Genomic DNA, 14,211 nt, shown 5'->3' with positions numbered 1-14,211 from the left:
AAGTATCCGTTAAAGACGGGTGATGTTCAACACGTCACCGGACAGGCTGACTTGCACGCCAGCGCCCCACAGCGGGTCGCGGCGCAGGTCTTCGCACACTTTGTACTGGCCGGCGATCGAGACCATTTCAGCGGTCATCTGCTGGCAGAAGATACGCGCCTTGGTATTGCCTTTGATCCCTGCCAGGGCGCGGCCGCGCATGGCGCCGTACACATGGATGTTGCCATCGGCGAGAAGTTCCGCACCCGGGCTGACCGAGGCGGTGACCACCAGGTCGCCACCCTGGGCATAGATCTGCTGGCCGCCGCGCACGGGGGCGGTGATGATGCGGGTCGGGCGCACCTCTGGCACAGGCGCAGGCTCTGCTGCCGGGGCAGGTGCAGGCTCGGCCTTTTTTACCTCGGGTTCGGGCTCCAGCGGCCGCTCACGGGCGCCGGACGGCGGCAGTACCGGCAGGTCGATGGCGATCGCCGCCGCGATGTCCTCGATGCGGTTGGCGCGGATCGCCAGGGTACGCAGGCCATGATGGCGGCAGATACGCATCAGCCCGGGCAGGTCGATTGCCCCTTCGTTGGCGGGCAGCTTGTCCAGCGCCAGCACCAGCGGCGTGTTGCTGAAGAAATTCGGCGCCTGGGCCACTTTCGCCGCCAGCTGGCGGTCGAGGGCTTCCAGGTCGTTACGCCCCAGTTCCAGCACAGTGATGGCGAGCATGCTGCCCTTGAGCTGGAACACGGAGGCGGTGTCGGGTGTGGGGTTTGGGCTCATGGTCTGCATAGACGGCTTGTTGCGAAAAAAGTGCCCTGACTTATAACGATAAGACCGGTTGGCCGCAACCGGTGCCGATCCGATGTAGAATGCTCGGCCTTTGTCTTGCCGGAAGCTTCAATGGAACGCCCGCGTTTTCGACCCTATTTCCTCCACCCGCGATTCTGGGGCCTGTGGCTGGGCCTGGGCCTGCTGTGGCTGGTGGTGCAGTTGCCCTACCGTGCCCTGCTATGGCTCGGCGCTGCCCTGGGCGCGCTGATGTATCGCGTGGCCGGTGAGCGCCGGCGCATTGCCGCGCGCAACCTCGAGCTGTGCTTCCCGGAGCTGTCCGACGACGAACGGCGGCGCCTGCTCAAGGCCAACTTTGCCTCGACCGGTATCGCCTTCTTCGAAATGGCCATGAGCTGGTGGTGGCCCAAGGCTCGCCTGGCGCGCCTGGCCCACATCGAAGGCCTCGAGCACCTGCAGGCTGCGCAGCAGGCCGGGCAGGGCGCGATTCTGATGGCGGTGCACTTCACCACCCTGGAGATCGGCGCCGCGTTGCTTGGCCAGGCGCATACCATCGACGGCATGTACCGCGAGCACGGCAACCCGCTGTTCGACTTCATCCAGCGCAGTGGCCGTGAGCGGCACAACCTCGATTCGCTGGCCGTGGAGCGTGATGACGTGCGGGGCATGCTCAAGCTGCTGCGCTCGGGCCGGGCGATCTGGTATGCACCGGACCAGGACTACGGCGCCAAGCAGAGCATCTTCGTGCCGTTGTTCGGTATTCCGGCAGCCACGGTCACCGCGACCACCAAGTTCGCCCGCTTGGGCAAGGCGCAGGTGATTCCCTTCACCCAGAAGCGCCTGGAGGACGGCAGCGGCTATCGTCTGGTGATCCACCCGCCGCTGGAGAACTTCCCCGGTGAAAGCGAAGAAGCGGATTGCCTGCGTATCAACCAGTGGGTCGAGGGTGTGCTGCGCGAGTGCCCGGAGCAGTACCTGTGGGCGCACCGGCGCTTCAAGTCGCGGCCTGAGGGCGCGCCACGGCTGTACGACAAGAAAAAACGCTAGACCGTTTGTTGCCTGTGCCGGCCTCTTCGCGGGCACGCCCGCTCCTACAGGGATTGCATAACCCGTGGTAGCGGGCGTGCCCGCGAAGAGGACAGTCCTGAAAGCACATCAACCCCAGGAAGGAATCCATGGCACCACCCCCGGTAACTGGTCTGATCCTCTCTGGCGGCGGTGCCCGCGCCGCCTATCAGGTCGGCGTCCTTGCCGGCATCGCCGAACTGCTGCCGCCCGGCGCACATAACCCGTTCCCGGTCATCGTCGGCACCTCGGCCGGTGCCATCAACGCCGTTACCCTGGCCACTGGCGCCACCCGCTTCAACGATGCGGTGCAGCGCCTCACCACGTTCTGGCAGAACTTCCGCAGCCGCCTGGTGATCCGCAGCGATTGGCCCGGCGTCGTGCGCCAGGCCAGCCGCTTCGTTGGCCATAGCCTGCTGGGCCTGGGCGGCCAGGTGCCGGTGGCCTTGCTCGACAGCAGCCCGCTGCGGGGCCTGTTGCAGTCGCACCTGGACCTGGATGGCATCGGCCATTCCATCGCCGCCGAACAGCTACGGGCAGTCGCCGTGACCGCCTTTGGCTACGAAAGCGGCCAAGCGGTGACCTTCTACCAGGGGCGCGGCACCATCGATGCCTGGCTGCGCCACCGCCGTATCGGCGTGCCCACACCGTTGACCATCGATCACTTGCTGGCCAGCGCGGCGATCCCGCTGCTGTTCGCCCCGGTGCGCCTGGGTGACGAGTACTACGGTGACGGCGCGGTGCGCCAGTCGGCACCGATCAGTCCAGCCCTGCACCTGGGCGCCAGCCGGGTGCTGGTGGTCGGGGTCAGCGGCAACCCGCAGCGCCCGGCTGCGCCGTTGCCGACCCAGCGCGTGTTCAGCGGCCAGCAGCCGAGCCTGGCGCAGATTGGCGCGCACATGCTCAACAGCACGTTCATCGACAGCCTGGAAGACGATATCGAGCTGCTGCAGCGGCTCAACCACCTCAGCCGGCTGCTGCCGGCGCACCTGGATGCACGGCGCCTGGGGCTGGCGCCGATCGAGGTGCTGGTGGTAGCGCCCAGCCAACCGCTGGACGAGATTGCGGCGCGGCACCGGCGCGAGTTGCCGGCGGCGTTGCGCCTGTTCCTGCGCGGCCCGGGGGCGACCCGGACAAGCGGAGCAGGGGTGCTGAGCTATCTGCTGTTCGAGGCCAGTTATTGCAGCGAACTGATCGAACTGGGGCGGCGCGATGCCCTGGCGAAGAAGCGCGAGCTGTGCCAGTTCCTGGGGATTTGATGTTGCCTGTACCGGCCTCTTCGCGGCTAAAGCCGCTCCCACAGCGATCACCTCAGGCCTGAGACCTGCACAGTACCTGTGGGAGCGGCTTTAGCCGCAAAGAGGCCGGGCCTGCCTACTCGGCGATCTGCAGCTTGCGCGCCTGGGTGTACACATAACGCACCTTCTCATACTCGAACGGCGAGTTGAGCTGCCCATAGCGGAATTTGGTGGTGTAGCGCTTGTCCACCACGCGCAAGGCGAAGATCTCCGGGTGATGCTCGCTGGCTTCGGCCACGTTCAGGTAATTGACCGCCTGCTCGCCGGCATAGTCCACCACCAGTCCGGTCGTGTCGCGCAGGTTCGACGGGCCAAGTACCGGCAGCATCAGGTACGGCCCCTCCGGCACGCCATAGAAGCCCAGGGTCTGGCCAAAGTCCTCGCTCTGGCGCGGCAGGCCCATGCTGGTGGCCGGGTCCCACAAGCCGCCCACGCCGATGATGGTGTTGAACATCAGCCGCGCGGTGATTTCCGCCGAGCGCTTGGCCTTGAGCTGCAGCACGCTGTTGAACAGGTTCGGCACGTCACCCAGGTTGTTGAAGAAGTTGCTCACCCCGGTGCGCACGAAGTTGGGCGTGACGTACTGGTAACCGCTGACCAGCGGCAGCAGCACCCATTGGTCAAGGCGGTAGTTGAAGTGGTAGATGCGCCGGTTCACCGACTCCAGCGGGTCGTACACGTTCAGCGCTTCCAGGGTCGAGCGTTCGAATTCGCGCTGGTCCAGCCCTGGGTTGAATTTCAATTCGCGCAGCGGGTCGATGAAGCCGTCGGCCTCTGGTGTCAGCGGCGCCTGGGTGACTTGCGGGTCGGCTTCGACCACGCTGGCCCGTGGTGCGGTTTCGGCTGCCAGGGCATTGCCGGCGGCGACGAGCAGCGCGGTGGCGAGGAGGAATTGGTTAGCCACGGAAGAACTCCAGCATGGCGTCGCTGTTGACGCGGTAATTGAGGTTGCCGCAATGGCCGCCATGGGGGTAAAGGGTCAGGCGATCGCCGAACACCTTGCGCAGGAAGCCGATATCACCGGGGCCGAGGATGACGTCGTCGGCGTTGTGCATCACGGCGATCTTGTCGCTGTTGCGCAGGTAGTCTTCCAGCGCATACAGGCTGACCTGGTTGACCAGTTGCAGGATGCTGTTGCCATCGGTACGCGCGCGCCACATCGGGATCACCTGTTCGGTCATGTAGCAGTCGAAGTCGCATTGCAGCGCCCGTTTGAAGAACGGCGTCAGGCTGCTGCCCTCGGTGATCGGGAACTTCGGCGGAATGATCAGGCCGCGGCGGTTGATCAGGTCGGAAGTGAAGGCGATGTCGGCCGCCGAGAAGCGGAACGAGGTGCCGATGAGCATGGCCATCTGTTCATTGGACAGGTGCTGTTTCGACTGCTGGAAGTCGTACAGCAGGGCGTCGTTGAGGTCGATGTAGCCCTTGTCCTGGAAGTAGCGGGTGAGCTTCGCCAGCATCAGTTCGTAGAAGGTGGTGCTGCGGTCGATGCCCTTGACCTGAGTCTGCACCAGTTTGTCCAGGTTGTTGATCGAGGTGTACAGGTTGACCGGCGGGTTGAGCAGCAGCACGCGCTTGAAGTTGAAACTGCGGCGGGTTTCGTCGAGGTGGCTGACGAAGGCAGCGTCCAGCGCGCCCAGGCTGTAGCCGCTCAGGTAGTACTCGCTGACCGGCAGGCGCGGGTGTTGGGCACGCACGGCCTGCATCACCCGGTACAAGTCCTCGGCGTCCTCCTGGCTGACCCCGGGGGTGGCGAAGCGCGAGGCGGCGCTCATGAAGTCGTAGCTGGTCGGCGACGACAGTTGCACCACGTGGTAGCCGGCCTGGTAGAACAACTTCTTGAGGTACTCGTTGATGCTGCTGGAGTAGGGCGCACCGGTACCGGCGATGAGGAAGATCAGCGGTGCCTCGTGGTCCTGGCGGGCCAGGCGGTACTTGAGCTTCTTCACTGCCCAGAAGTTGTCGGGCAGGGTGAACTCGCGCTCGGGGCGCAGGTTCAGGCTGTAGTCGGACTGGTCGATGTCATCGTCGCTGGGCAGGGTCGGGCGCTGCTCCGGCGGCGTGGTGGCGATGGTCGCCTCGAACGGGTTGGTCAAGGGGTAGCCGTAGCTGGCGGCGTCGATATCCCGCGCCGAAGCGGCCGCAGCCATGAGCAGGCCGCCAAGAAGGGCGGCAAGGCGCCAAGATCGAAGCATGTATTCCCCCAGAAGGATCAAGGTCGTGCAGTACGCAGGCTAGGACCACGGTTGCCTGGGCAAAGTTGCCGAGCGCGGTGGCCTTTGGTGTGCTTGTTATCTGCAACATAGCTGCAGGGTTGTGATTTTGCCTTACAACAGGGCTTGGGCGATCATGGATGATTTCGATTACCGCTATTGGAGAACGGGATGTCTCGAACGCTGCCGGGCGCTCTACTGCTGATGTTTCTGGCCATCTGGCTTGCCGCCAGTTATGGCGTGCGCTATGGCTTGATGGAAGATGGACAGTGGGTGGGGCTGTGCGCAGTGCCGGGCGACCACTGGCAGTGCCAGGCACGTTCGTTGTTGGGGCTGGGCATTCACTTTCAGGTGATGGCCTGGGCCGGGTTGGGGCTGGCGTTGCTTGCCCAGGTCATTACCAGTCGTGGCGGTTGGTGGCTGGCGGTGTTGGCGCTGGTGTTCGGTATTCCTGCCCTGGTGCTGTATACCGCGAGCATCGCGGTGTTCGTGGTGGTGCTGGCGGGCTTGCGCCTGGTACGGCAACGTGCAGCCTGAAAAACTACACGGTCTGTGTAGGAGCGGCCTTGCGTCGCGAAAGGGCTGCGTAGCGGCCCCAAGATTTCAGCATTCTGCCGAGATTGCTGGGGCCGCTACGCGGCCCTTTCGCGACGCAAGGCCGCTCCTACAAAAAGCTTATCGCCTTATAGTAATTCGCAGGCTTCGCCACAGGGCTGCGGTCATCAGCACGCTGACTACCGCCCAGCTCCAAGCCTGCTGGTTCTCCCAACCTTCCCGAAACAGTTGCGGCAACACCCCGGCGCCGACGATGAAGGCCAGCAACGCCACCTCCGCTCGCCGCGCCGCCACGGGCCTGAGCAGGTACACCAGCGCCGGCAATGCCAGCGCCACGCTGGGGAAGCTGCGGTAGCGCGGGTCGAACACCATCGCCAGCATGCTCACCGCCGCTGCAAAACCGGCCGCGAGCAACAGCCAACCGGCCCGAGCCTGCATATAGTCGAACAGCCGCCGACGCCAGCCGTCGCGGCGTGCCAGGGCAAGGGCCGCATGCATCAGCACCAGCAGGTTCAACCCAGCAAGCACCACCGCCCACACCCACTCCCCGGCAAACCGCGCATGGGTGCGCATCAACTCGCCCCACAAGCCCAGGCAGCCCGCAGCGAACGCGGCCAGCACTGGCAACAGCAGGGCTGCCAGCGGTGTCGCGGGGGGGCCGGCCATCAGCAGCGTGGCCACCATCAACAGCGCGCTCGCCAGCAACCACTGCGGCCAGTAATGCAAGTTGCTGACCGGCCCTTCGAGCACGCCTTTGTCCTGCCGGTCGGCATCGTACAGCCCCCAATAGCCGCCCACGGCGCCTTCACTGGCTCGCTTCCACGGCTGGTCGAAGGCTTCGATCAGGTTGTAGTGCCAGCCATTGGCCTCGGCCATGCTGACGAAACCACGTATGAAGCGCGCCTCGTTGGCCCGGCTGGGCACTGCGGTCTCGCGTTGGCGACCTTCGCTGGGCCACCCGGTTTCGCCGATGAAGATGTCTTTGGGCGCGAATCGGTTGCCGAACACTTGGCGCACATCGGCAACATGGGCCAGGGCATCGTCGATGCCGCGTGGGTCGTCTTCCCAGTAGGGCAGCAGGTGGATGGTCAGGAAGTCCACGGCCGGCGCCACCTGCGGGTGCTGCAACCAGAACTCCCAGACATCGGCATAGGTCACCGGCACCCTGACCTGGCTTTTCACCTTTGCGATCAGCGCGGCCAGCTGCTCGCCGGTCACTTCCTTGCGCAACAGCGCCTCGTTGCCGACGATGACTGCGCTGACCACGTCCGGGTTGGCATTGGCAGCGGCAATCAGCGCGTCCACTTCCTTGCCGGTGTCGACCGGGTTGGCGTTGACCCAGGCGCCAAGCATCACCTTCAGCCCATGCTTGCGCGCCAACGCCGGGATTGCCTCAAGGCCGGTCATCGAATAGGTGCGGATGCACTGGAATCGCTCGGCCAGCAACGCCAGGTCGGCGTCCATGCGCGCCGGGCGCAGTCGGAAAGGCTGGTCGAAGGGCGACTGGTCCTTGTCGAACGGGGTGTACGACGCACACTGCAATTTATGCGTGGGGCTGGCCGCGTCGGGCAACTGCACCGGCTTGCCCAGCCCGTACCAGAGCGCTCCCAGCCCGAGCAGGGCGAGCAGGCAGGCGAGCAGGTACAACGGCAGCGGGCGGGAGGCATCGGGCATCGGGCGGTCCATCGTCAGGCGCAAAACGTTAGATAGTAGCCTGACGCCAAACCTTTGGCATGCAAGGATCGCGCAGGGCGCTGTAGCTCGATGCCGCTAATGGCACAGTGCTGTCGCCTATGGAGTGGTACAGGTCGCAGTGGGAGCAGGTCGCGCTTTGTTGCAGGAAGATGATGCAATCTCCAAGACCTGACGAGGGGATGCTTTGATGGCTACTTTTACAAGAATGCGCCGTTTCCTGGGGGTGGGCACCGCCCTGGTATTGGCCATGAGCGCTGCACAGGCCATGGCCAAAGAAGTCAGCATCGGTTACGTGGATGGTTGGGCTGACAGCGTGGCGACCACCAACGTCGCCGCAGAGGTGATCAAGCAGAAACTCGGTTACGACGTGAAGCTGCAGGCCGTGGCCACCGGCATCATGTGGCAGGGTGTGGCCACCGGCAAGCTCGACGCGATGCTCTCGGCCTGGCTGCCGGTCACCCACGGTGAGTACTGGACCAAGAACAAGGACAACGTGGTCGACTACGGCCCGAACTTCAAGGATGCCAAGATTGGCCTGATCGTTCCCGAGTACGTCAAGGCGGTGAGCATTGCCGACCTCAAGACCGATACCAGCTTCAAGCAGAAGATCGTCGGTATCGATGCAGGTTCGGGGGTGATGCTCAAGACCGACCAGGCCATCAAAGACTACGACCTGACCGGCTACAAGTTGCAGGCCAGCTCCGGCGCGGCCATGACCGCCGAACTGGGCCGCGCGTATGCCAAGCAGCAGTCGATTGCAGTGACCGGCTGGGTGCCGCACTGGATGTTCGCCAAGTGGAAGCTGAAATTCCTCGAAGACCCGAAAGGCGTATATGGCGCGGCTGAGACCGTGAACAGCATCGGCAGCAAGGAACTGGGCACCAAGGCGCCGGAAGTGGCGGAGTTCCTGAAGAAATTCCAGTGGCAGTCCAAGGATGAGATTGGCGAGGTGATGCTGGCCATTCAGGAAGGGGCCAAGCCTGAGGCAGCGGCCAAGGACTGGGTGGCCAAGCACCCTGACCGCGTTAAAGAGTGGACTGGCAAGTAATTTTTAGAGCATGGGGCTGCTCTGCAGCCCTTTCGCGACACAAGGCCGCTCCTACAGATGTGTGCGATCTCCTGTAGGAGCGGCCTTGTGTCGCGAAAGGGCCGCAAAGCGGCCCCGCTTTTTTGCAGATTCTGTAAAACACCGTTGCATCTAAGACTAAGGTCGTCTGGTTGGCGTCCAACAGCTGCATAAAGTAAGGGTGTGGGTTCCATCCCCTACCTGTGCTGCTAGGACAAAAACAATGAACGACAGCATTTACCTCTCGATACAAAACAGCCCGCGCTTCAAGGAGCTGGTCAGCAAACGTGAACGGTTCGCCTGGATTCTCTCGGCGATCATGCTCGGCCTCTACTGCGCCTTCATCCTCCTGATCGCCTACGGTCCGCAGATTCTGGGCACCAAGCTCAGCCCTGGCTCGTCGATTACCTGGGGCATTCCCCTGGGCGTCGGCCTGATCGTTTCGGCATTCGTCCTGACCGCCATCTACGTGCGCCGCGCCAACGGTGAATTCGATGAGCTGAACAAGGCCATCCTGAAGGAGGCGCAACAATGATTCGCCACGCCAAAGCCCTGGCCATCATGGCCTGCGGAGCCTTTGCACCCGCCGTGTGGGCCGCCGATGCCCTGACCGGCGAGGTGCAGAAACAACCGCTGAACGTGCCGGCGATCGCCATGTTCGTGGCCTTCGTCGCCTTCACCCTCGGTATCACCTACTGGGCCTCCAAGCGCAACAAGTCGGCGGCTGACTACTACGCCGCCGGTGGCAAGATCACCGGCTTCCAGAACGGCCTGGCGATTGCCGGCGACTACATGTCGGCGGCCTCGTTCCTGGGTATTTCGGCCCTGGTGTTCACCTCTGGCTACGATGGCCTGATCTACTCGATCGGCTTCCTGGTCGGCTGGCCGATCATCCTCTTCCTGATCGCCGAACGCCTGCGCAACCTCGGCAAGTACACCTTCGCCGACGTTGCCTCGTACCGCCTCGGGCAAAAGGAGATCCGCACGCTGTCGGCCTCCGGTTCGCTGGTGGTGGTGGCGTTCTACCTGATCGCGCAGATGGTCGGCGCGGGCAAGTTGATCGAGCTGCTGTTTGGCCTTGATTACCACGTCGCGGTGATCCTGGTGGGTATCCTGATGTGCCTGTATGTGCTGTTCGGCGGCATGCTGGCTACCACCTGGGTGCAGATCATCAAGGCCGTGTTGCTGCTGTCCGGTGCCAGCTTCATGGCGCTGATGGTGATGAAACACGTCGGCTTCGACTTCAATACGCTGTTCTCCGAAGCGATCAAGGTGCACGCCAAGGGCGAGGCGATCATGAGCCCGGGTGGCCTGGTGAAAGACCCGATCTCGGCGTTCTCCCTGGGCCTGGCGCTGATGTTCGGTACCGCTGGCCTGCCGCATATCCTGATGCGCTTCTTCACCGTCAGTGACGCCAAGGAAGCCCGCAAGAGCGTGCTGTACGCCACCGGCTTCATCGGCTACTTCTACATCCTGACCTTCATCATCGGCTTTGGCGCGATCCTGCTGGTCAGCACCAATCCGGACTTCAAGGACGCCGCTGGCGCCCTGATCGGCGGCAACAACATGGCGGCGGTGCACCTGGCCGATGCCGTGGGCGGCAGCGTGTTCCTCGGCTTCATCTCGGCCGTGGCCTTCGCCACCATCCTGGCGGTGGTTGCCGGCCTGACCCTGGCCGGTGCCTCGGCGGTTTCCCACGACCTTTATGCCAGCGTCTGGCGCAAGGGCAAGGCCAACGACAAGGACGAGATCCGCGTGTCGAAGATCACCACCATTGCCCTTGGCGTGCTGGCGATCGGCCTGGGTATCCTGTTCGAGAAGCAGAACATCGCCTTCATGGTTGGCCTTGCGTTTTCCATTGCCGCCAGCTGCAACTTCCCGGTACTGCTGCTCTCGATGTACTGGAAGAAGCTGACCACCCGCGGCGCCATGATCGGCGGCTGGCTGGGCCTGGTGAGCGCGGTGACGCTGATGATCCTCGGCCCGACCATCTGGGTGCAGATCCTTGGTCATGAGAAAGCCATCTACCCGTACGAGTACCCGGCGCTGTTCTCGATGATCATCGCCTTCATCGGGATCTGGTTCTTCTCGATCACCGACAAGTCCAAGGCAGCGGATGACGAACGTGCCAAGTTCTTCCCGCAGTTCGTTCGCTCGCAGACCGGCCTGGGCGCCTCCGGCGCGGTTTCGCACTGATCCACCGGCCATGAAAAAACCGCGCCTTGGCGCGGTTTTTTCATGGGCTGCGGCTAGATCATGCCTAGCAGCAATAGCACCAACAGAATCACCAGCACCACGCCAACGATGCCGGACGGGCCGTAGCCCCAGCTGCGCGAGTGCGGGAAGACCGGTAAGCCACCAATCAGCAGAAGGATCAGGATGATGATGAGAATCGTGGTCATGACGGAGTCCTTGCGTGGTTGAAGGTCAAGGGCCTCGGACTGCTGGCCTCTTGTAAATTCGGACCGGTGCCGCTTGCCAAAGATTCCATTTGAATACTGCCTGTGCCGGCCTCTTCGCGGCTAAGGCCGCTTCCACAGATACTGTGCTGGCCTCAGGCCTTAGGTGATCCCTGTGGCAGCGGCTTTAGCCGCGAAGAGGCTGGCACTGACTACACAGACATGCCCGCCCATTCACTACCCTGATGGATCCTGCCCCCGGCCGAAGCCTTGATTAGACTCGCTGCACAACCTGTCAGAACAAGGCGTGCCACCATGCAAAACCGCATCATGATCACTGGCGCCGGCTCCGGCCTTGGCCGCGAGATCGCCCTGCGCTGGACGCGTGAGGGCTGGCACCTGGCGCTGGCCGATGTCAACGAAGCGGGCCTGCGCGAAACCTTGGCGCTGGTGCGGGACGCAGGGGGCCAGGGCTTCGTCCAGCGCTGCGACGTGCGCGACTACAGCCAGCTCACCGCCCTGGCCCAGGCCTGCGAAGAAAAGTTCGGCGGCATCGATGTGATCGTCAACAATGCCGGCGTCGCCTCGGGTGGCTTCTTCGCCGAGCTGTCGCTGGAAGACTGGGACTGGCAGATTGCGGTCAACCTGATGGGCGTGGTCAAGGGGTGCAAGGCGTTCCTGCCGCAGCTGGAGCGCAGCAAAGGCCGCATCATCAACGTCGCGTCCATGGCGGCGCTGATGCAGGGGCCTGGCATGAGCAACTACAACGTGGCAAAGGCCGGCGTGCTGGCGCTTTCGGAGAGCCTGTTGGTGGAGCTGCGCCAGCTCGAGGTGGCGGTGCACTGCGTGTGCCCGTCGTTCTTCCAGACCAACCTGCTGGACTCGTTCCGTGGGCCCAACCCGGCGATGAAAGCCCAGGTCGGCAAGCTGCTGGAAGGCTCGCCGATCAGCGCGGCGGATATCGCCGACTACATCCACCAGCACGTCGCGGCGGGTGAGTTCCTGATCCTCCCCCATACCGCCGGGCGCGAGGCTTGGCAGCTCAAACGCCAGGCGCCGGAGCGGCTGTACAATGCGATGGCGGACATGGCGGTAAAGATGCGGGCCAAGGCGCAGCCGCGTTGATTGTAGGAATTGTCTGTAGGAGAAATTACCTGCCTGCGTAGGCTCGTTCTGAATTGCAGGCGAAGTATTGTCCAGAGGAATATCCCTGAGCACTCTGCGGTCTTTTCCTGTTGCGAGAGGGCCGGGACATGTTGGTGATCACGCGTGAAATCGGTGAAGTCATCACCATTGGTGACGATATTCGGATCAAGGTAGTGGAAACGCGCAATGGCGTGGTGCGCTTTGGTGTGGATGCGCCGCGCAAGGTGCCGGTGCACCGGGCCGAAGTCTATCGGCGGATCAAGGCTGCGCTGGCGCGCAGGGCTGATTGACCGGCACCGGCCTCTGTGGGAGCGGCCTTGCGTCGCGAAAGGGCCGCAAAGCGGCCCCAGGATATCAGCGACTGCGCCGAGATTGCTGGGGCTGTTCTGCAGCCCTTTCGCGACGCAAGGCCGCTCCCACAGGACCCGCGACAAGGCACGATGTCACTCGAGCAGCTCGCGGGGTACATCATGCCTGGCCAGCAGTTGGCACTGCTGGCTCTCCGGGTCGAACAGGATGAACGCCTGGCCCTTGGCCAACGCCTGGCGCACCCGCAGCACACGGGTCTCCAGCGGGGTATCGTCGCCGTTATCGGTACCGTCACGGGTGACGAAGTCTTCGATAAGGCGGGTCAGGGTTTCGGCTTGCAGTTGGTCGTAGGGGATCAGCATGGGCAGCGCACGGTCTTGTTCATGAATCCCTGCATGCTACGCGATTCCATGGCCATCAGCTTTTGTTTCCTACTAGGCTGTCCACGGCCGGTACCCGGGTATCGCTTTCCATCTGCGCATCGTGCTCCAGCTGGTGGCTGAAGCGCTCGAGCGAGGCATTGGCCGGTTGCGAGTCGCTGGCAAACACGGGTGGGCTGAGCAGGTATGCCGAAAGCAGGCGGCTGAGCGCGGCCAGGCTGTCGATATGGGTACGTTCGTAGCCATGGGTGGCATCGCAGCCGAACGCCACCAGCGCGGTGCGGATGTCATGCCCGGCGGTCACGGCCGAGTGGGCATCGCTGAAGTAGTAGCGGAACAGGTCGCGGCGCACTGGCACGTCCTGGTCGCCGGCCAGCTTCAGCAGGTGGCGTGACAGGTGGTAATCGTATGGCCCGGACGAGTCCTGCATGGCCACGCTCACCGCATGCTCGCTGGAGGCCTGGCCGGGGGCGACCGGGGCGATGTCGATGCCGACGAACTCGCTGACATCCCAGGGCAGGGCAGCGGCGGAACCGGAGCCGGTTTCCTCGGTGATGGTGAACAGCGGGTGGCAGTCGATCAGTGGCTGGCGGCCGCTTTCCACCACTGCCTTGAGGGCGGCCAGCAGGGCTGCCACGCCGGCCTTGTCGTCCAGGTGGCGGGCGCTGATATGGCCGCTTTCGGTGAACTCCGGCAGTGGGTCGAAGGCGACGAAATCACCGATGGCAATGCCCAGCGTTTCACAATCGGCGCGGGTGGTGCAGTAGGCATCCAGGCGTACCTCGACGTGTTCCCAGCTGATCGGCATCTGGTCGATGGCGGTGTTGAAGGCATGCCCGCTGGCCATCAGCGGCAATACGCTGCCACGGAAGACGCCGGTGTCGGTGAACACGCTGACCCGGCTGCCCTCGGCGAAGCGGCTCGACCAGCAGCCTACCGGGGCCAGGGCCAGGCGGCCGTTGTCCTGCAACTGGCGCACGCTGGCGCCGATGGTGTCGAGGTGGGCCGAGACGGCGCGGTCGGGCGAGCTTTGCCGGCCCTTGAGGGTGGCACGGATGGTGCCACGGCGGGTCAGTTCGAAGGGGATGCCCAGTTCGTCCAGGCGTTCGGCCACGTAACGCACGATGGTATCGGTGAAACCGGTCGGGCTGGGGATGGCGAGCATCTCCAGCAGCACGCGCTTCATGTAGTCGAGGTCGGGTTCGGGGAGTCGATCGGTCATGGGTACTCCTTGGTTCCTGTGTTGGGACCTTCGCGGGCACGCCCGCTCCCACAGGTACTGCACCGCCCTCGTGGGAGCGGGCGTGCCCG

Annotated in this window: 15 protein-coding genes; 8 read left to right on the top strand and 7 right to left on the bottom strand. The window is 63.8% G+C overall.

Annotated elements, in window-relative coordinates; genetic code table 11:
- Positions 1-9 precede the first annotated feature (9 nt).
- Complete coding sequence (gene minC, locus APH33_RS17810) at positions 10-774, bottom strand: septum site-determining protein MinC (protein WP_054886416.1); 765 nt, start codon at positions 772-774, stop codon at positions 10-12.
- A 111-nt stretch (positions 775-885) separates the two neighbouring features.
- Here minC and APH33_RS17805 point away from each other — a divergent pair, with 111 nt between their 5' ends.
- Positions 886-1,821, top strand: coding sequence for a lipid A biosynthesis lauroyl acyltransferase (locus tag APH33_RS17805; RefSeq protein ID WP_054886415.1), 936 nt, complete (start codon positions 886-888; stop codon positions 1,819-1,821).
- A gap of 128 nt (positions 1,822-1,949) precedes the next feature.
- Positions 1,950-3,098, top strand: a complete 1,149-nt coding sequence (locus tag APH33_RS17800; RefSeq protein WP_054886414.1) for a patatin-like phospholipase family protein — start codon at positions 1,950-1,952, stop codon at positions 3,096-3,098.
- Between the two features lie 115 nt (positions 3,099-3,213).
- Here the strand turns inward: APH33_RS17800 and APH33_RS17795 are convergent, their stop codons facing one another.
- Both APH33_RS17795 and APH33_RS17790 read right to left on the bottom strand, forming a co-directional pair.
- Positions 3,214-3,957 (bottom strand): VacJ family lipoprotein, encoded by a 744-nt coding sequence (locus APH33_RS17795; RefSeq protein WP_054886434.1) that lies wholly within the window; start codon positions 3,955-3,957, stop codon positions 3,214-3,216.
- A gap of 76 nt (positions 3,958-4,033) precedes the next feature.
- On the bottom strand, positions 4,034-5,332 hold the full coding sequence (locus tag APH33_RS17790; protein WP_054886413.1) for a serine/threonine protein kinase: 1,299 nt from the start codon (positions 5,330-5,332) through the stop codon (positions 4,034-4,036).
- Positions 5,333-5,521: 189 nt separating this feature from the next.
- On the opposite strand from APH33_RS17790, the gene APH33_RS17785 reads away from it, so the two are divergent.
- Positions 5,522-5,887 (top strand): hypothetical protein, encoded by a 366-nt coding sequence (locus tag APH33_RS17785; protein ID WP_054886412.1) that lies wholly within the window; start codon positions 5,522-5,524, stop codon positions 5,885-5,887.
- Between the two features lie 138 nt (positions 5,888-6,025).
- Here APH33_RS17785 and APH33_RS17780 read toward each other — a convergent pair whose 3' ends face one another.
- Positions 6,026-7,591 carry a hypothetical protein gene (locus APH33_RS17780; protein WP_054886411.1) on the bottom strand — a complete coding sequence of 522 codons (1,566 nt, stop codon included), beginning with the start codon at positions 7,589-7,591 and terminating at the stop codon, positions 6,026-6,028.
- 196 nt (positions 7,592-7,787) lie between these two features.
- Between APH33_RS17780 and APH33_RS17775 the strand changes: the two genes are divergently transcribed.
- From APH33_RS17775 to APH33_RS17765, 3 genes are all read left to right on the top strand, one after another.
- Entirely contained in the window at positions 7,788-8,648 is an 861-nt protein-coding gene (locus APH33_RS17775) for a glycine betaine ABC transporter substrate-binding protein (protein ID WP_054886410.1), read from the top strand.
- A 241-nt stretch (positions 8,649-8,889) separates the two neighbouring features.
- Positions 8,890-9,201, top strand: coding sequence for a DUF485 domain-containing protein (locus APH33_RS17770; RefSeq protein WP_054886409.1), 312 nt, complete (start codon positions 8,890-8,892; stop codon positions 9,199-9,201).
- Positions 9,198-10,862: a cation acetate symporter gene (locus tag APH33_RS17765; RefSeq protein ID WP_054886408.1), complete on the top strand. Its 1,665-nt coding sequence runs from the start codon at positions 9,198-9,200 to the stop codon at positions 10,860-10,862. The genes APH33_RS17770 and APH33_RS17765 overlap by 4 nt, the downstream gene beginning before the upstream one ends.
- Before the next feature lie 53 nt (positions 10,863-10,915).
- Here APH33_RS17765 and APH33_RS26780 read toward each other — a convergent pair whose 3' ends face one another.
- A complete protein-coding gene (locus tag APH33_RS26780; RefSeq protein WP_012271016.1) occupies positions 10,916-11,068 on the bottom strand; it encodes a DUF3309 family protein in 153 nt (50 codons plus the stop codon).
- A 312-nt stretch (positions 11,069-11,380) separates the two neighbouring features.
- Between APH33_RS26780 and APH33_RS17760 the strand changes: the two genes are divergently transcribed.
- Both APH33_RS17760 and csrA read left to right on the top strand, forming a co-directional pair.
- Positions 11,381-12,190, top strand: a complete 810-nt coding sequence (locus APH33_RS17760) for an SDR family oxidoreductase (protein ID WP_054886407.1) — start codon at positions 11,381-11,383, stop codon at positions 12,188-12,190.
- 128 nt (positions 12,191-12,318) lie between these two features.
- A complete protein-coding gene (gene csrA, locus APH33_RS17755; protein WP_054886406.1) occupies positions 12,319-12,501 on the top strand; it encodes a carbon storage regulator CsrA in 183 nt (60 codons plus the stop codon).
- Positions 12,502-12,654: 153 nt separating this feature from the next.
- Here csrA and APH33_RS17750 read toward each other — a convergent pair whose 3' ends face one another.
- Both APH33_RS17750 and APH33_RS17745 read right to left on the bottom strand, forming a co-directional pair.
- Positions 12,655-12,882 (bottom strand): YheU family protein, encoded by a 228-nt coding sequence (locus APH33_RS17750; protein ID WP_054886405.1) that lies wholly within the window; start codon positions 12,880-12,882, stop codon positions 12,655-12,657.
- Positions 12,883-12,937: 55 nt separating this feature from the next.
- Positions 12,938-14,122, bottom strand: coding sequence for an osmoprotectant NAGGN system M42 family peptidase (locus APH33_RS17745; protein WP_054886404.1), 1,185 nt, complete (start codon positions 14,120-14,122; stop codon positions 12,938-12,940).
- Positions 14,123-14,211: the final 89 nt, after the last annotated feature.

It is taken from the genome of Pseudomonas sp. NBRC 111130 (assembly GCF_001320485.1).
In the GTDB taxonomy this organism is placed as follows: Bacteria; Pseudomonadota; Gammaproteobacteria; order Pseudomonadales; family Pseudomonadaceae; genus Aquipseudomonas; species Aquipseudomonas vlassakiae.
Note: the sequence above shows the minus strand (reverse complement) of the source record. Positions and strands in the feature narration are given on the sequence as shown.